The 16,311-nt window shown below is 71.0% G+C and carries 15 protein-coding genes and 1 riboswitch; of the genes, 3 read left to right on the top strand and 12 right to left on the bottom strand.

Annotation, left to right across the window (positions count from 1 at the left end; translation table 11 throughout):
• Nucleotides 1-11: 11 nt before the first annotated feature.
• From ADK64_RS22700 to ADK64_RS22690, 3 genes are all read right to left on the bottom strand, one after another.
• The gene (locus tag ADK64_RS22700; RefSeq protein WP_053661687.1) at nucleotides 12-1,382 is read right to left on the bottom strand and encodes a peptidase C39 family protein; all 1,371 of its coding nucleotides are present in this window, start codon (nucleotides 1,380-1,382) and stop codon (nucleotides 12-14) included.
• 190 nt (nucleotides 1,383-1,572) lie between these two features.
• Nucleotides 1,573-3,102: an amino acid permease gene (locus ADK64_RS22695; RefSeq protein WP_234384680.1), complete on the bottom strand. Its 1,530-nt coding sequence runs from the start codon at nucleotides 3,100-3,102 to the stop codon at nucleotides 1,573-1,575.
• A gap of 77 nt (nucleotides 3,103-3,179) precedes the next feature.
• On the bottom strand, nucleotides 3,180-4,136 hold the full coding sequence (locus tag ADK64_RS22690) for a hypothetical protein (protein ID WP_199829693.1): 957 nt from the start codon (nucleotides 4,134-4,136) through the stop codon (nucleotides 3,180-3,182).
• A 263-nt stretch (nucleotides 4,137-4,399) separates the two neighbouring features.
• Between ADK64_RS22690 and ADK64_RS22685 the strand changes: the two genes are divergently transcribed.
• Both ADK64_RS22685 and ADK64_RS22680 read left to right on the top strand, forming a co-directional pair.
• Nucleotides 4,400-5,020, top strand: a complete 621-nt coding sequence (locus tag ADK64_RS22685; RefSeq protein WP_053661684.1) for a uridine kinase family protein — start codon at nucleotides 4,400-4,402, stop codon at nucleotides 5,018-5,020.
• Nucleotides 5,021-5,448: 428 nt separating this feature from the next.
• Complete coding sequence (locus tag ADK64_RS22680; RefSeq protein WP_053661683.1) at nucleotides 5,449-7,311, top strand: AAA family ATPase; 1,863 nt, start codon at nucleotides 5,449-5,451, stop codon at nucleotides 7,309-7,311.
• A gap of 91 nt (nucleotides 7,312-7,402) precedes the next feature.
• Here ADK64_RS22680 and ADK64_RS22675 read toward each other — a convergent pair whose 3' ends face one another.
• The 9 genes from ADK64_RS22675 to ADK64_RS22635 form a co-directional block, all read right to left on the bottom strand.
• Nucleotides 7,403-8,476, bottom strand: coding sequence for a hemolysin family protein (locus tag ADK64_RS22675; protein WP_053661682.1), 1,074 nt, complete (start codon nucleotides 8,474-8,476; stop codon nucleotides 7,403-7,405).
• On the bottom strand, nucleotides 8,473-9,807 hold the full coding sequence (locus tag ADK64_RS22670) for a hemolysin family protein (protein ID WP_053661681.1): 1,335 nt from the start codon (nucleotides 9,805-9,807) through the stop codon (nucleotides 8,473-8,475). Before ADK64_RS22670 ends, ADK64_RS22675 begins: the two co-directional genes overlap by 4 nt.
• Before the next feature lie 246 nt (nucleotides 9,808-10,053).
• Nucleotides 10,054-10,509, bottom strand: a complete 456-nt coding sequence (locus ADK64_RS22665; RefSeq protein WP_053661680.1) for a PH domain-containing protein — start codon at nucleotides 10,507-10,509, stop codon at nucleotides 10,054-10,056.
• 14 nt (nucleotides 10,510-10,523) lie between these two features.
• Nucleotides 10,524-11,372, bottom strand: coding sequence for an ATP phosphoribosyltransferase (gene hisG / locus ADK64_RS22660; RefSeq protein ID WP_053661679.1), 849 nt, complete (start codon nucleotides 11,370-11,372; stop codon nucleotides 10,524-10,526).
• 49 nt (nucleotides 11,373-11,421) lie between these two features.
• Nucleotides 11,422-11,694, bottom strand: a complete 273-nt coding sequence (locus tag ADK64_RS22655; protein WP_007491392.1) for a phosphoribosyl-ATP diphosphatase — start codon at nucleotides 11,692-11,694, stop codon at nucleotides 11,422-11,424.
• A 34-nt stretch (nucleotides 11,695-11,728) separates the two neighbouring features.
• Nucleotides 11,729-12,214: a 6,7-dimethyl-8-ribityllumazine synthase gene (gene ribH / locus ADK64_RS22650; protein WP_053661678.1), complete on the bottom strand. Its 486-nt coding sequence runs from the start codon at nucleotides 12,212-12,214 to the stop codon at nucleotides 11,729-11,731.
• 24 nt (nucleotides 12,215-12,238) lie between these two features.
• Complete coding sequence (locus ADK64_RS22645) at nucleotides 12,239-13,528, bottom strand: bifunctional 3,4-dihydroxy-2-butanone-4-phosphate synthase/GTP cyclohydrolase II (protein WP_053661677.1); 1,290 nt, start codon at nucleotides 13,526-13,528, stop codon at nucleotides 12,239-12,241.
• The gene (locus ADK64_RS22640; RefSeq protein ID WP_053661676.1) at nucleotides 13,525-14,166 is read right to left on the bottom strand and encodes a nicotinamide mononucleotide transporter family protein; all 642 of its coding nucleotides are present in this window, start codon (nucleotides 14,164-14,166) and stop codon (nucleotides 13,525-13,527) included. The genes ADK64_RS22645 and ADK64_RS22640 overlap by 4 nt, the downstream gene beginning before the upstream one ends.
• The gene (locus ADK64_RS22635) at nucleotides 14,163-14,771 is read right to left on the bottom strand and encodes a riboflavin synthase (protein WP_053661675.1); all 609 of its coding nucleotides are present in this window, start codon (nucleotides 14,769-14,771) and stop codon (nucleotides 14,163-14,165) included. The genes ADK64_RS22640 and ADK64_RS22635 overlap by 4 nt, the downstream gene beginning before the upstream one ends.
• Before the next feature lie 157 nt (nucleotides 14,772-14,928).
• A riboswitch (FMN riboswitch) is annotated at nucleotides 14,929-15,059 on the bottom strand.
• A 497-nt stretch (nucleotides 15,060-15,556) separates the two neighbouring features.
• Here ADK64_RS22635 and ADK64_RS22630 point away from each other — a divergent pair.
• Nucleotides 15,557-16,309, top strand: coding sequence for an SDR family oxidoreductase (locus tag ADK64_RS22630; RefSeq protein WP_053661674.1), 753 nt, complete (start codon nucleotides 15,557-15,559; stop codon nucleotides 16,307-16,309).
• Nucleotides 16,310-16,311 lie beyond the last annotated feature (2 nt).

The raw sequence follows: 16,311 nt of genomic DNA, 5'->3' as shown, positions 1-16,311 counted from the left end.
TGCTCACACGGTCAGCACACGCCGACCGCCGCGAGGGCCTTGCGCTGGCGCGGGGTCGGACGGGCCGGGAAGTAGAGGTAGCAGACTCCCCCGGAGCCGGAGACGACCTTGCCGGAGGCGTTGTACCGCTTGGTCCTCAACCAGATGTTCTCGAACTCCCGGCGCAGATAGACCCGTCGTACGGCGTCGTCGCCCGGCGAGGCCGGGTCGTTGGCGATCACATCGCCGTCCGCCGTGAAGCCGATCACGGTCATCAGATGGCCGGAGGTGCCGTAGCCCGCGCCGGTCAGCTCGGTCGCCAGGAAGGACTGGGACGTTATGGCCGGGATGCCGGCCGCGATCAGCGTCTCCAGGTCGGAGAGCGAGGCGAGCCGGGTGACCACACCCTGGAGGCCCTCGAACGTGGCCGCGTAGGCGGCGTTGAACGGCCAGTTGCCGCAGCCCTCGTACTGGTAGTCGTAGGTGAAGCGGGCGGCGTTGTCGACCTGCGGGTCGGCGTAGGAGGGGTCGACCCAGGACAGCTGTGCGGGGGTGAGCCGGCCGCCCCAGTACTCGATGATCATCTGCGAGGAGGTGGGGCTGCACCAGGCCTCGCCGCCGTTGTCGTACTGCGGGTACTGCCCCTTGTGGATCTCCTGCGAGTAGCGCGGGACGGACAGTTCCTGGGCGAGGCCGGGGGCGGAGGCGGGCACCGTGAAGCGGTCGGGGATGTCGGAACCCATGGCGCCGAGCCGCCAGACGGTGGGGCTCAGCCGGGTGCCGGGCTTGCGGTAGAGGGTCAGGCGCAGCCGGTACGAGGTCAGACGCAGGCCGGTGCTCGCGTCGTCGATGGCGAAGGTGTCGGTCGAGATGCCGCTCCTGCCGTCCCCCTGGCCGTCCACCGAGGTCCGCCTGATGTCCTGGTCACCGGCCGCCCAGCGGCCCATCACGTACCAGGGGGTGGCGGTGCCGTCGGAGTACGTGCCCTGGAGCTCGACCTGGATCCAGGTGCCGTCGGGGGTGTGCGCGTTCCAGGAGGCGACGACCTCGGTGGCCGGGACGGCGAGCCGGTGGACCGGGCCGGTCCAGACGGCGTACTCCCAGGTGGCGGTCGTACCGGTGTGCGGGTCGGTGTAGTCGACGCGACCGGCGGGAGTGCCGAGCACGACGCCGGGACGGGCGCCGGCGACGGCCCGGACGCCCTGGGCGGCGCCGAGACGCCACTCGCGGTACGTGGTCCACGCGTGGTAGTCGACCGCGCGGGCCTGCGCGGGGTCGTCGGCGGTGGTGGCGGGCCGCTGCTCCGCGGCGGCGGGGCCCGTGGCGCCGGCCACCGCCGCGGCGGCGACGGCGGCGGCGGCGGAGAGGACGGTTCTGCGGGACGGCTGTTGGGCTCTGCTCATGGGCGCGGTTACCCCCAGGTGTCCGGGTCGGGGCTGGTCCGGTGCATGGTTTGCGCCAACTATGAAGCAGGCGGCATGCCCCTGCCAGCACTTCGGCGCATGCCACGCGATGAATATTGGTCTTGGCCACTGGAAGGACGGCGGTGCGCACCCGGACAAGGCGCGCAACCACCCGGACCGAACCGCTTCGTCAGACGAGATCCATCGCGGCGACCTCGTCGGGCCGCCCGTAGCTGACCGGCCCCTGGAAGCGGCGGCGGGCCGTGGCGAACCACCACACCGTTGCCACGAGCAGGACGACGGCCAGCGCGATCGGCGCGTAGTTGAACGAGTCGACGGTGATCGGTGAGGCCTGCGGCAGCATGAACAGGACGCTGCTGAGCAGGATCCAGATCACCGCGAGCCACCCGATCGGCTTGCCCCAGCGACCCAGGTGCCAGGGCCCCGGCTCGAACGCGGTGCCGAGCCGGAGCCGCAGGAAGATCGGCACGGCGTAGGCGAGGAAGAGTCCGACCACGTTGACGCTGACGATCGCGGTGAACGCCGTGTGCGACCACCAGCCGGGCACGACCAGCGCCAGCGAGCAGGCCACCGCGAGCCAGACCGCCTTCACGGGCGTACGGGTGCGCGACGAGACCGTGTGCCACCAGCGGGAGCCGGGCATCGCACCGTCCCGGGAGAAGGCGAAGATCTGCCGGGTATTGCTGGTGAGGTTGGCCAGGCCGCAGAAGAGCATCGCACCGATGACGATGAGCAGCATGACCTTGGCGGCGCCGAGACCGAGGCCGTCGATGAGGATCTGGACGGGCGGCGCGTCCGAGGAGGCCACCTTCGCGTAGTCGCCAATGCTATAGACCAATGCCAGCATCAGGATCAGACCGGTGATCGCCGAATAGCCGATGGCCCGGGTGATCCCCTTGGGGGCGTTGACCGTCGCGTGGACCGTTTCCTCGGACATGTGGAAGCTGCCGTCGAACCCGGTGAAGGTCCAGCTGGTGACGAGCAGACCGAGCATGCCGCCGTAAAGCCCGCTCGTGAAGCCGGTGTTGTTCTCGAAATGGGTCACGAACGAGGCCGGCTGATGATGATCGGGCATCACTATGAGTGCGCCCACGATCACGACGAGTCCGATCAGCAGCCACCACACGGAAATACGGTTCAGTATGGCGACGAGCTGGACGGTGTAGGTGTTCGCGAGTCCCTGGAGCACGATGATCAGGGCCGTGATCAGAACCGTTTGATGCGCGGTCGGCTGGTAGGAGGCCCACTGCAGGTGCACGAACGCCTGGATGAAGGTGGCGGCCGCGTAGCCGGTGGCGGCGGTGCCGCCGATCTGGCCCACGAAGTTCAGCCAGCCCGTGAACCAGGACCAGGCACCCTTGTGCCGCTTGGCGAGTTTGCCGGCGGAGAAATACAGGGCACCGCTCGTCGGATAGGCCGAAGCGACTTCCGCCATGGCCGCGCCGATGAGCAGCACCATGACGGAAACGCCGATCCAGCCGAATACGAGAATGCGGGGTCCGCCCGCACCCATACCGAATCCGAAGGAGGAGAAAATACCCGAGAGGATATTGATGATGGTGAAGGAGATCGCAAAATTGTCGAACGCCTGGAAACGCCGGGTGAGTTTCCGCGGATAACCCATCGCATGCAGGGTCGCGTCGTCGTCGAGCGCGACCGGGCCGTCGCCCGCGCGGGCCTTCGCCCGTGGAGCCGACATCCGTTCCGACACAGTTCGGCCTTTCTCTCGATGGGACTCTCGGTGGGACTCTCGGTGGGGGCGGAGCACGTGCGGGGTCAGGCGGGTCCCGGGGCGGGCAGGCCACAGCCGCGCCGGGCCCGGGAGAGCTGCTCGGCGGGGTCACCGAAGGCGCTCCAGGGCATGCGCGAGGCGTACGGTCCCATCGCCGTGAACACCGCCCGGGCCTCGAACTCGCACTGGGCCATGACCAGTGCGTGCGCGAGGTAGGCCAGGTCGAGCACCGGGGTGAAGCGGTAACCGGCCACCGCGGGCAGCCAGTTCTGGTAGATCGCCAGCGCGGCGGAGCGCCACTGCGGCTGTTCCCAGACGTGGTCGGCGAGCAGCTGGGTCGGGTTGTAGCTCTCGACGAGGGCCACGAGGGGCAGCACCCGCAGGACGGAGTCGGCAGGAGCTCGCTGGCTGAGGAAGGCGGCCACGTCCCAGGCCGCGTTGACCGAACCGCCGTACCGGGTGAAGAAGAACGACAGGAAGCGGTGGTGGGCCTCGCGGTGCCAGGGGTCCAGGGAGAGGACGTGCGCGAACAGCCGCCAGGGGCCGCGCGGTGCGGTGAGCAGGCCCTGCGGCGCCGGGTCGCGCAGCCGGTGCAGCCGGGCCATGGCGAGCCTGGCGACCCAGGGGGTGGGGTCCTCGGGGGCCAGGGCGGCGGCGCGGTCGCAGGCGGTCAGCGCTATGCGCTCCAGCGCCTCGGCGCGTTCGTCGCGCGCGTCGGCGGCCCGCAGCGCGCGCTGCACCGCGACCCGGGCCCACATCAGTGTGGACTCGGGGGTCGGTTCCTCGGCGAGCCAGCGTTCGACCAGATCGGTGCCGGCGGCCTCGGAGGCGAGGACCAGCGAGCGATGGGCGCGCAGGCCGAAGTCGGAACGCGTCTCGGCGAGCGCCTCGTACGCGTATCGATAACGTCCGGCCCGCACATCGACGCATACACTCGCCAGCACACGGTCGTCGGCCGCCGGATGCCACACGTACTGTCCTTCGAATAACTCAGCGGCCATGTCCCCCTGCCAGTCCCCGTACGACGCATGGTCAGTTGCGCTGGAGGCACCCTACTCAGCGGCGGGCGGCCCCGGAACGTCGAATTCGACATATCGGTCAGGCGATTCGGGAATGTTTATCCGGGCCATTGACTGGCCGCCAGCCGATGGTTCAAACCTCGACCTTTTCCGGCCGCAAGGCCGCGGCGGTCCGCCCCCCTATGGGTCACTACTACACTGTTTCCGGAAAACCACCCGCATCGCCCCACACCTCGGGAATCACCATGCGCGACCTCGCCGCCCGGCTGCGCCGGCTTCCCCCCTCCCTCGGACCGGTCCGGCTGATCGGCGTCGACGGGCACGCCGGCTCCGGGAAGTCCACGTTCGCCGGACAGTTGGCCGCGGCGCTGGACGGGGCACCGGTGCTGCACCTCGACGACATCGCGAGCCATGAGCAGCTCTTCGCGTGGACCGACCGGATCATGGCCCAGGTGCTCCGCCCGCTCGCCCACGGCGAGAGCGCGCACTACACCCCCTACGACTGGCAGGCCCGTGCCTTCGGCGCACCGCGCCCGCTGCCGGTCGCGCCCGTGGTCCTGCTGGAGGGCGTGGGCGCCGGCCGCCGCACGCTGCGGCCGCACCTGGCCCGGCTGCTGTGGATGGAGCTGCCCCGCGAGGAGTCCTGGACCCGCGGCCGGCAGCGGGACGGGGCGGAGCAGCGGGAGTTCTGGGACGGCTGGGTCGAGGCGGAGCACGCGCACTTCGCCGCCGACCCCTCACGCCCCCATGCCGATCTCCTGGTGTCGCAGACGCCGAAGGGGTACGAGGTGCTGCCGGGGCCCGGGTCAACGCCTGGACCGGACCAGAATGTGACCCTCAGTGATGGACCGTCCGCGTTGTGGTGAAGTTGTGAAGGCGCCGGTGAGCGAACTTCTTCGAGTGCCTCAACTGTGCTTGACCCGGGGCCCGTACAGGACTTACGTTCTCAATGAGCGGTCATTCCGAACCGCCCACCGACGCGAAGCCCCCGGTTGTTCCCCCGTGACCGGGGGCTTCGTTCTGCCCTTATCCGGCTTTCCGGGCGCCCCCCGCACCGATCCGCTCACCCTCGGTCACGAAGGCGTGTGCGCCCCGTCTGCTCCTACCTCGTCAAACGGCCTGTACGGCACCCTTCGGCACGCGGTCCCGGCGCGGGTACGATGCCCCTGGTGCGACCTTCTGGCGACTGCCTCGCGCACCTGCAACTCCGGTCCGCGGCACGGCGGTTCGACCGCGGCGGCCCCGGGCGACCGCCCGGTGGTGAACCACGGGGGCACGGTCTGTGGGGGGACGGATGGACTTCGGCACGCAGGGCCCCGACGCCCCGGCCGACCTCGCCTGGCTGCGGGGGGTGGACGCCTACACGATGGGTGCCTATCCGCAGGCGGAGGAGGAGTTCCGCACCGCGGTGCGGATCGATCCGGGGATGGCGGACGGCTGGCTCGGGCTGCACGCGCTCCGGGTCGACACGACGACCGCGCTGCTCAGGATGTTCCGGCACCGCGACCGCTTCGGCGAACAGCGCGCCCGGCACCGTAGAACCATCAACTCCTGGTACTGGCTGGGCTGGTGGGTGCAGCCGGTGCTGGAGAGCCCGCGCGATCTGCTGCTGGCGCACGCCTCGCACTGGCTGGACGGCCGGCACGTGCCCGAGCTGGACCGGGCGCTCGCCGGACTCCCCCCGGTCGACACCGACCCCCAGGTCCGTTTCCTGCACGCCTGCCGCGCCTATCTGGTCAAGGACTGGGATCAGCTGGTCCGGCACACCGACCCGCTGCTTGACGATCCCATGCTCGGCATCGAGGCGGGCCTGTTCGGCGGCATGGCCCGGGTCCGGCTGGAGACGTACGGTCAGGCCGAGCCGCTGCTCTCGGCGGCACTGATGCGCTGCCGCAGCGAGCAGCCGCAGCGCAAGGAGCTGCGCTACTGGCTGGCGCGGGCGCACGAGGGAACGGGACGCTCGGCGGCCGCGCTCCCCCTGTACCGCGCCGTGCACCGGGTCGATCCGGCCTTCATGGACACCTCGGCACGGCTCGCCGCGATCGCCGAGGGGGACGGCTACGACGACACCGCCGACCTCGCCGCGATCACTCTCACCGGAGCCGGGCAGGACAGCATCGACGGGCCCGACGGGTTCGATCCGTTCTTCGGCACCGAAGGCCGTGATCTGCGGCTGACGGAGCCGGATCTGCCGACCGGGCCGCTGCCGTCGGTGAGCGATCCGGCGGTGCGGATGAAGACCGGTGTCACCTCCTCGCCGATCCCGGCCGGACCGACCGATCCCGCTCTGCTGGAGGAGGCGCTCGCCGAGCTGGAGCGCATGGTCGGGCTGGAGCCGGTCAAGCGCCAGGTCAAGGCGTTGTCCGCGCAGTTGAACATGGCGCGGCTGCGGGCCGGGCAGGGACTGCCGGTACAGCCGCCGAAGCGGCACTTCGTCTTCTCGGGACCGTCCGGGACCGGGAAGACCACGGTGGCCCGGATCCTGGGCCGGGTCTTCTACGCGCTCGGCCTGCTCGGCGGGGACCATCTGGTCGAGGCCCAGCGGGCGGATCTCGTCGGCGAGTACCTCGGACAGACCGCCGTGAAGGCCAACGAGCTGATCGACTCCGCGATCGGCGGCGTCCTGTTCGTGGACGAGGCGTACTCGCTGTCCAACTCCGGTTACGGCAAGGGGGACGCGTACGGCGACGAGGCCCTGCAGGTGCTGCTGAAGCGGGCCGAGGACAACCGGGACCATCTGGTGGTGATCCTGGCCGGCTACCCCGAGGGCATGGACCGGCTGCTGGCGGCGAACCCGGGCCTGTCCTCCCGCTTCACGACCCGTGTCGACTTCCCCTCCTACCGGCCGCAGGAACTCACCGAGATCGGCAAGGTGCTGGCGGCGGAGAACGGGGACGCGTGGGACGACGAGGCACTGGAGGAGCTGCGCTCGATCGCCGGGCACGTGGTCGACCAGGGGTGGATCGACGAACTGGGCAACGGCCGCTTCCTGCGGACGCTGTACGAGAAGAGCTGCGCGTACCGGGACCTGCGACTGTCCGCGTATCCCGGCGCCCTGTCCCGGGAGGATCTGGCGACGCTGCGGCTGCCGGACCTGATGCAGGCGTACGGGGAGGTGCTGTCGGGGCGGGGGCCGCAGGATCCGTCGGCCATGTGAAGCAACGCCCCGAAGAGGCGCGGGACTGCAGGGGCATGCGGCTCCGCCGCGCGGGCGCGACCTGCCTCCCGGCGGCGGAGCCGGCAACGGACTACGTGGCGAGCACTCCCTCCGGCTCCCCGCTCACCCGCGGCTCCGGCATCTCCCGGTGCGCCGGGTCCCGTACCTCGCCCACCAGCAGCTCCAGTACGTCCTCCAGGGCGACCAGCCCCAGCACCTTGCCGGCGGCGTCGGCCACCTGGGCCAGGTGGGTCGCCGCCCGGCGCATCACCGTCAGGGCGTCGTCGAGCGGCAGCTCGGCCCGCAGGGTGGCCATGGGGCGCCACACGTGCTGCGGGACGGCACGGTCGGAGTGCTCCAGGTCCAGGACGTCCTTGACGTGGACGTAGCCCATGAAGGGGCCGTGGTCCGTCGCCGAGACCGGGAAGCGGGAGTAGCCCGTGCGGGCCGTCAGCTCGACGATCTCGCCCGGGGTGACCGCAGGGGTCACGGTGACCAGGGACTCCCGGCGCAGCAGGACGTCCGTCACCAGGCGCGAGCCCAGTTCCAGGGCGTCCTCCAGGCGTTCCCGCTCCTCGGGGTCGAGCAGGCCGGCCTGGCCGGAATCCTCCAGCAGGCGGTTGAGCTGCTCACTGGTGACGACCGCCTCCACCTCGTCCTTGGGCTCGACCCGGAACAGGCGCAGGATGGCCTGGGCACAGGCGCCGAGGGCGACCGTGATCGGCTTGCACAGGCGGGCGAAGTAGACGAGACCCGGGCTGAGCCAGAGCGCCGCCTTCTCGGGGGCCGCCATCGCGAGGTTCTTCGGCACCATCTCGCCGATGACCAGGTGGAAGAAGACCACCGCCATCAGGGCGATCACATAGCCCAGCGGATGGACCATGCCGTCGGGCAGCCGCACCGCCTCGAAGACCGGCTCCAGCAGCCGCGCCACCGTCGGCTCGGCGACCGCACCGAGCGTCAGGGAGCACATGGTGATGCCGAACTGGGCCGCGGCCATCATCTGCGGCAGGCGCTCCAGGCCGTACAACACCTGGCGGGCCCTCGCCGTACCCAGCGGTTCGATCTGGCTGCGGCGCACGGAGACGAGCGCGAACTCGGCGCCGACGAAGAAGCCGTTGGCGAGCACGAGCAGCGCGGCGAAGACCAGTTGGAGAACGCTCATCGGGCGGCCTCCATGACCGGGGCCGCCGGGGCCGTCCTGACCAGGCGGACCCGTTCGGCGCGGTAGTGGCCGACCTGGCGGACCGAGACCCGCCAGCCGGGCAGTTCGGCCCGGTCGCCGGGGGCCGGGATACGGCCGAGCAGGTCGGCGACCAGGCCGGCGACGGTCTCGTACGGCCCCTCGGGCACGTCCAGGCCTATGCGCTGGAGGATGTCGACGCGGCAGCTGCCGTCCACGTCCCAGGCGGGCCTGCCGTCCTCGGGCGGGGCGGCGGCCAGCTCGGGAGCGTCCTGTCCGTCGTGCTCGTCGCGGACCTCGCCGACGAGTTCCTCGACGATGTCCTCCAGGGTGACCACGCCGGCCGTGCCGCCGTACTCGTCGACGACGACCGCGATGGGTTGCTCGGAGCGGAGCCGGGCGAGCAGGGGCTGGACCGGCAGGGTCTCGGGGACCAGCAGCGCCTTGCGGGCGATGCGGCTCACCGGGGTGCGCAGCCGGTCGTACACCGGGACGGCGAGGGCGTCCTTGAGGTGGGCCATGCCGACGATCTCGTCGATCTTCTCCCGGTAGACGGGGAAGCGGGACAGGCCGGTGGCCCGGGTGAGGTTGACGACGTCCTCGGCGGTGGCCGAGTCCTGCAGGGCGCTGACCTTCACACGGGGGGTCATGACGTGCTGCGCGGTCAGCTCGCCCAGGGACAGGGTGCGTACGAACAGGTCGGCGGTGTCCTGTTCCAGGGCGCCGGCCCGGGCGGAGTGCCGGGCCAGGGAGACGAGTTCGCCCGGGGTGCGGGCGGAGGCCAGCTCCTCGGCCGGTTCCACGCCGAGGGCACGCACGAGCCGGTTGGCGACCGTGTTGAGCGCGGCGATCACCGGCCGGAACAGGCGCGAGAAGTGGTGCTGCGGGCCGGCCACGAACCGGGCGACCTGGAGCGGCTTGGACACGGCCCAGTTCTTGGGCACCAGCTCGCCGATGACCATCTGGATCGCGGAGGCCAGCAGCATGCCGACGACCACGGCTATGCCGGAGACGGCACCGTCGGGCAGGCCGAGCGCGGCGAACGGGCCGTGCAGCAGCCCGGCCAGGGCCGGTTCGGCGAGCATGCCGACGACCAGGGAGGTGATGGTGATGCCGAGCTGGGTGCCGGAGAGCTGGAAGGACAGCTCCTTGAGCGACTCCACGACCGTACGGGCGCGTCGGTCGCCGTCGGCGGCGGCCTTCTCGGCCTCCGGGCGCTCGACCGTCACCAGGCCGAACTCGGCCGCCACGAAGAAGCCGTTGGCGAGGATCAGCAGGAGGGCCGCTGCGAGGAGCAGCAGAGAGGTGGTCACGATGCCGCCGCCTTCCCGGTATGTCGGGTGGGGGCGGCGCAGGTACTACAGGACGATCCGTCCATCGCTGGAGGGAGTCACTCCTCGGGTAGCAGGAACCCCTGGGCGCCGGGCGGCGCGCAGGGGCGGAGGCGCAGCGAAAAGGCCTCCGGCACCAGATTAATCAAGACAGGGCCGCTCGGGCAGGGTGGGCGCCCCCGAGTCAGCCCCGATCTGTCCCCGAGTGAGCCCGGATCCGCCCCCGGGTCAGCCTCGCTCGTCGGCTCCGGAGACCGTCGAGCGGGCCTCGGCGAGCGCCCGCAGGGCCCGCGCGTCGGCGATGGCGCGCTGCTTGGCGATGCCCGGCTGGATGCCGAGCGCGGGCAGGCTGGTGCCGTCGCTGAGGTTGAGGAACACCCACGGGTCGCCCGGACGGAGGTTCACCTGAACGATCTCCGCCCAGTCCAGACGCCGCTTGCTGGCGATGTTCACCACGGTGACGCCGGACTCGTCGGCGTCGACGCGCACCCGGGCGAGCAGGGTCAGCACCCAGAAGACGAGCGCGCCGGTGACGACGAAGCTGAGCCGCTCCCCGGGGCCGAGCTGCTCCAGCAGCAGCCCGATCGCGGAGATGGTCAGGAAGATCACCACACCGGCGGTGAGCAGGATCGCCCGGGTGTGGCCCGGCCGGAAGGTGACGGGAAGGACGGGAGTGTCGGACATCGCTGGCGTACCCCTCAAAGGCGGCAGGCGTGGATGGCCGTCGTCAGGATGGCGCGGGCGCCGATGGAGTAGAGGTCGTCCATGATCCGCTGCGCCTCCTTGGCGGGGACCATGGCGCGGACCGCGACCCAGCCCTCGTTGTGCAGCGGGGAGACGGTCGGGGACTCCAGGCCTGGGGTGAGCGCGACGGCCTTCTCCAGCTGCTCGACCCGGCAGTCGTAGTCCATCATCACGTACGTCCGCGCGACCAGGACGCCCTGGAGGCGGCGCAGGAACTGCTGGACCTTCGGTTCCTCGGCGTCGGCGCCGGTGCGGCGGATGACGATCGCCTCGGACTTCATGATCGGCTCGCCGAAGACCTCCAGACCGGCGTTGCGCAGGCTGGTGCCGGTCTCGACGACGTCGGCGATGACCTCGGCGACGCCCAGCTCGATCGCGGTCTCCACGGCGCCGTCGAGGTGGACGACGGAGGCGTCGATGCCGCTGTCGGCGAGGTGCTTGGCCACGATGCCCTCGTAGGAGGTGGCGACCGTCCTGCCCTTGAGGTCTTCGACGCCGTTCGCCGTGCCGGGCTTGGCGGCGAAGCGGAAGGTGGAGCGGGCGAAGCCGAGCGGCAGGATCTCCTCGGCGTCGGCACCGGAGTCGATCAGCAGGTCGCGGCCGGTGATGCCGATGTCGAGCCGGCCGGAAGAGACGTAGATCGCGATGTCGCGGGGGCGGAGGTAGAAGAACTCGACCTCGTTCTCCGGGTCGACGATCCGCAGCTCCTTGGACTCGCGGCGCTGCTGGTAGCCAGCCTCATGCAGCATGTCCGCCGCAGGGCCGGACAGGGAACCCTTGTTGGGGACGGCGATGCGCAGCATGAGGTCGGCTTCCTTTGCGTGATGGGGTGTGCTGGGTGAGCTGATGGGCTTACAGGTGGGCGTAGACGTCGTCCAGGGAGATCCCGCGGGCGACCATCATCACCTGAACGTGGTACAGCAGCTGCGAGATCTCCTCGGCGGCCGCTTCCTTGCCCTCGTACTCGGCGGCCATCCAGACCTCGGCGGCCTCTTCGACGACCTTCTTGCCGATGGCATGGACGCCCTTGCCGACCAGCTCTGCGGTGCGGGAAGTGGCGGGATCGCCGTGGGCGGCCTTGTGCTGGAGCTCGGTGAAGAGCTCCTCGAACGTCTTCTTGGACATGGTGTGCCCCACCCTAGCCGTTGCGACGGCCGACCTAGTGCCAGGGTTCGGATACTGAGCGCAGCGTCGCCGCGGTCGCCACCGCGGCGGTCACCGCCTCGTGCCCCTTGTCCTCGTTCGAGCCCTCGATGCCGGCCCGGTCCAGGGCCTGCTCCTCGGTGTCACAGGTGAGCACGCCGAAGCCGACGGGGACGCCGGTCTCGATGCTGACCTGCGTCAGGCCCTGGGTGACGCCCTGGCACACGTAGTCGAAATGGGGGGTGCCGCCGCGGATGACGACGCCGAGCGCGACCACCGCGTCGTAGCCGCGGCCCGCGAGGACCTTGGCGGCGACCGGCAGCTCGAAGCTGCCGGGGACCCTGATCAGGGTCGGCTCGTCGATCCCCAGTTCGTGCAGGGCGCGCATGGCGCCGTTCACCAGACCGTCCATCACCTGCTCGTGCCACTGCGCCGCGATGACGGCGACCCTGAGGTCGCTCGCGTTGCGTACGGACAGCTCCGGTGCACCCTTGCCGCTCACGTCTCTCCCTAAGTGCCTTCTTGCTTACTGGTTGCCGCAGGCTGTCACGGCGGGCGTGTCCAGCCACGGCAGGTCGTGCCCCATCCGGTCGCGCTTGGTGCGCAGATACCGGAGGTTGTGCTCGCCGGCCTCGATCGGCATCGGCTCACGGCCGGTGACCTTCAGGCCGTGGCGCAGCAGCGCGTCGGTCTTGTCCGGGTTGTTGGTCATCAGCCGGATGCTGCGCACGCCGAGGTCGGTGAGGATCCGGGCGCCTGCGCCGTAGTCCCGGGCGTCGGCGGGCAGGCCGAGTTCGAGGTTGGCGTCGAGCGTGTCGCGGCCCTGCTCCTGCAGTTCGTAGGCGCGCAGCTTGGACAGCAGGCCGATGCCGCGGCCCTCGTGTCCGCGCAGATAGACCACGACTCCCCGGCCTTCCTCCTGGATGCGCTCCAGGGCGGTGTCCAGCTGGGGGCCGCAGTCGCAGCGCAGGGAGCCGAAGACGTCGCCGGTGAGGCATTCGGAGTGGACGCGGACGAGGACGTCGTCGCCGTCGCCGATCTCGCCGTGCACGAGGGCGACGTGTTCGACGCCGTCGACGGTGGACCGGTAGCCGTAGGCGGTGAACGTGCCGTGCCGGGTGGGCAGGCGGGTCTCCGCCTCGCGGCGGACGGTGGGCTCGCTGTCGCGGCGGTAGGCGATCAGGTCCTCGATGGAGATGATCGTCAGGCCGTGCTTGCGGGCGAACGGGATCAGTTCGGGCAGTCGCAGCATCCGGCCGTCCTCGCCGGCGATCTCCACGATGGCGCCGGCCGGGCGCAGGCCCGCGAGCCGGGCGAGGTCGACGGCGGCCTCGGTGTGGCCGTTGCGGACGAGGACGCCGCCGGACCGGGCGCGCAGCGGGAAGACATGGCCGGGGCGCACGAGGTCGGTGGGCTCGGCGGTGCCGCTCGCCAGCAGCTGGAGCGTGGTGGCGCGGTCGGCGGCGGAGATGCCGGTGGTCACGCCGTGCGCGGCGGTGGCGTCCACGGAGACGGTGAACGCGGTCTTCATCGACTCGGTGTTGTCCTCGACCATCTGCGGCAGGCGCAGCCGGTCGAGTTCCTCGCCCTCCATGGGGGCGCAGATCAGCCCCCGGCACTCGCTCATCATGAAGGCGACGATCTCGGGGGTCGCCTTCTCGGCGGCGATGACGAGGTCGCCCTCGTTCTCCCGGTCCTCGTCGTCCACGACCACGACCGGGCGGCCCGCGGCGATGTCGGCGACGGCCTGCTCGACGGGGTCGAGCCGGAAGTTCTCGATGGTGTCGGTGTCGTAGAGCAGGGATGCCGAGCTCATGCCGGCGCTCCTTCCAGGACGGGCTGCGGGCTCTTGCGGGAGCGCAGCCACCAGTCGCGCATGCCCCACAGGACGAGTGCGCCGTAGATGACGTAGACGAAACCGGAGAAGGCGTAGCCGTTGGTGAAGTTGAGGGGGACGCCGACGAGGTCGACGAGGAGCCAGGCGATCCAGAACTCGACCATGCCCTTGGCCTGGGCGTACATGGCGACGATGGTGCCGACGAAGATGTACGCGTCGGGCCAGGGGTCCCAGGACAGGCTCGGGTACGCCTGGAAGAACAGGGCGACGGCGACGGTGCCGGCGGCGGCGAAGGCGAGCATGGCCGCGCGCTCGCGCCAGGTGGCGAAGCGGGGGGCGATGTGGCCGTCCGCGGACCGGTTCTTGTTCCGCTGCCACTGCCACCAGCCGTAGAGCGCCACGGCCATGACGACGGCCTGCTTGCCGGCGCTGCCGGTCAGATGGCCGTAGAAGGCGGCGAAGAGGACGAGGCCGGAGAGGAACTGCACGGGCCAGGTCCACAGGGAGCGGCGCCAGCCGAGGGCGAGGGTGATCAGCCCGAGGATGTTGCCGACCATGTCCGACCAGATGATGTGCTGGCCGAAGAGGGTGAACGCCTGGGAGTTCAGCCAGTTCACCGGTCGGCCCCCTGGGCGCGGTCGCCGAGGAGCCGCTCGACGTACTTGGCAATGACGTCGACCTCCAGGTTGACCGGGTCGCCGGGCTGCTTCACGCCGAGCGTGGTCAGGGCGAGGGTGGTCGGGATGAGGCTGACGGTGAAGTGGTCCGGCCCGGCGTCGACGACGGTGAGGCTGATGCCGTCGACGGTGATGGAGCCCTTCTCGACCACGTAGCGGGCGAGGTCGGCGGGGAGGGAGATCTTCACGATCTCCCAGTTCTCGGAGGGCTTGCGCTCCAGCACCTCGCCGGTGCCGTCGACGTGGCCCTGCACGATGTGCCCGCCGAGGCGCGCGCCCACCGCCATGGGGCGTTCCAGGTTGACGCGGGAGCCGACGGTGAGCACGCCGAGGCTGGAGCGGTTCAGGGTCTCGGCCATGACGTCGGCGGTGAACTCGTCGCCCTCGTGCTCGACGACGGTGAGACAGACCCCGTTCACGGCGATGGAGTCGCCGTGCTGCGCGCCCTTGGTCACGACGGGGCCACGGAGCCGGAAACGGGAGGCGTCGTCGAGGTTCTCGACGGCGGTGATCTCACCCAGCTCTTCGACGATTCCGGTGAACACTTCCCGGGTCCTCCTGCCTCATTCGGGCACGGACTCCGGGGCCTGTCGATGACGACAGAATGTACGAGTGAGCACACCGGGGCGACGCCGAAGGGGGACCCGTCCGCGTGCGAACGCGTCCAGATACGGCGACGCGCACGACATACGTGCCCGCCCGCCGCGCACTGCCTCCCATCCGGACTTTAACCGTCGGTCCAGGAATTTCACCTGGTCAACCGGCCGCTGGAAGCGACCGGGTCGCGGACTGTAACCGCCGGTTCGGACTTTCACCGACCCCGGAGTGCGCTGCTTCTGGTACAGGGCCAGTGTGCCACGCCGGACCGTCCTCCAGACAGGTGAGGAGTGTGGGCTCCCTCACAGCACGTGTCGCCACCCTTGTGCGGTGCGGTCGAGCGGTACAACTACCGCGCTCAGAGGGCGGGTTGAGGGTGGTCCGGACCCATTGACCCTGCTGGTCTAGTCCTTTTAGGGTGCGGACGGGTCCGGTGGCGGTGACGACGGCCCTTGCCCGCCGCCGGACCGCCAGGGCGCGCGCAGGCCGCTCCCGCCGACTCCGGCCGACCCCGGGCCCGGCAGGCCGTCGGAGGTCGCCACGGGCTCCGGCGGCGCCGGTCGGTGCCGTCGAAACCACGGATGAGCGTCCCGTGCCGCGCGAGGCGTTCGGCCACGCCCATCGGGAGATCGCGGTCGGCCGGCGCATGTCACGTCTTCCGGGGGCTGCTCGGTCTGACCTGACGAGGGGTGCTCCGGCCGGGGCGCCCGGAGTCCGGAGGGACGGGAACAGCATGACCACGATCCTGGTGACCGGCGGGACCGGCACGCTCGGCCGCCGCGTGACGCAGCGGCTGCGGGCCGACGGGCACGAGGTGCGGGTGCTCAGCCGCCGCGCACAGCCGTACGCCGTCGATCTGCGGGCCGGCACAGAAGGCCTCGACGCCGCGCTCGCGGGGGTGGAGACGGTGGTCCACTGCGCGAGCAGTCCGCGCGGCGGGGACGAGCGGGCGGCCGGGCATCTGATCGCGGCGGCGCGGCGGGCCGGGGTGGGCCATCTGGCCCACATCTCCATCGTCGGGGTCGACCGGGTGCCGTTCGGCTACTACCGGTCCAAGCTCGCCGTGGAGCGGCTGGTCGAGGCGTCGGGGCTCGGCTGGACGGTGCTGCGCGCGACCCAGTTCCACGACCTGCTGGTGACGCTGCTGAGCGGCCTGGCCAAGCCGCCGGTGCTGCTGGTCCCGGCCGGGGTGCCGGACCAGCCGGTAGAGGTGACCGAAGTGGCCGACCGCCTGGCCGAGTTGGCCCTCGCCGCACCGGCCGGCCGGGTACCGGACATGGGCGGCCCGCAGATCCGCTCCCTCGACTCCCTGGCCCACGCCTACCTCAAGGCGACCGGCCACCGCCGCCCCGTGGCCCGGGTACCGCTCTTCGGCGCGACGTACCGCGCCTTCCGCGCGGGCGGACACCTGGCGCCGGAGGGGGCGGTGGGGAAGGTGACGTTCGATGAGTACGTGGGGCGGCGGTTCGGGGGTGCGGGGGCGTAGGG

This window comes from Streptomyces sp. MMG1121 (genome assembly GCF_001280015.1).
GTDB lineage: Bacteria > Actinomycetota > Actinomycetes > Streptomycetales > Streptomycetaceae > Streptomyces.
This window is presented reverse-complemented; position numbering and strand designations above follow the sequence as displayed.

What these genes read in the sequence shown, in the direction of transcription:
- ADK64_RS22630 (WP_053661674.1), top strand. Translation starts at nt 15,557, where the DNA reads ATGACCACGATCCTGGTGACCGGCGGGACCGGCACGCTCGGCCGCCGC.
- ADK64_RS22645 (WP_053661677.1), bottom strand. Translation starts at nt 13,528, where the DNA reads ATGAGCTCGGCATCCCTGCTCTACGACACCGACACCATCGAGAACTTC.
- hisG (WP_053661679.1), bottom strand. Translation starts at nt 11,372, where the DNA reads ATGCTGCGCATCGCCGTCCCCAACAAGGGTTCCCTGTCCGGCCCTGCG.
- ADK64_RS22655 (WP_007491392.1), bottom strand. Translation starts at nt 11,694, where the DNA reads ATGTCCAAGAAGACGTTCGAGGAGCTCTTCACCGAGCTCCAGCACAAG.
- ADK64_RS22665 (WP_053661680.1), bottom strand. Translation starts at nt 10,509, where the DNA reads ATGTCCGACACTCCCGTCCTTCCCGTCACCTTCCGGCCGGGCCACACC.
- ADK64_RS22690 (WP_199829693.1), bottom strand. Translation starts at nt 4,136, where the DNA reads ATGGCCGCTGAGTTATTCGAAGGACAGTACGTGTGGCATCCGGCGGCC.
- ADK64_RS22680 (WP_053661683.1), top strand. Translation starts at nt 5,449, where the DNA reads ATGGACTTCGGCACGCAGGGCCCCGACGCCCCGGCCGACCTCGCCTGG.
- ADK64_RS22685 (WP_053661684.1), top strand. Translation starts at nt 4,400, where the DNA reads ATGCGCGACCTCGCCGCCCGGCTGCGCCGGCTTCCCCCCTCCCTCGGA.
- ADK64_RS22695 (WP_234384680.1), bottom strand. Translation starts at nt 3,102, where the DNA reads ATGTCGGCTCCACGGGCGAAGGCCCGCGCGGGCGACGGCCCGGTCGCG.
- ADK64_RS22700 (WP_053661687.1), bottom strand. Translation starts at nt 1,382, where the DNA reads ATGAGCAGAGCCCAACAGCCGTCCCGCAGAACCGTCCTCTCCGCCGCC.
- ADK64_RS22675 (WP_053661682.1), bottom strand. Translation starts at nt 8,476, where the DNA reads ATGAGCGTTCTCCAACTGGTCTTCGCCGCGCTGCTCGTGCTCGCCAAC.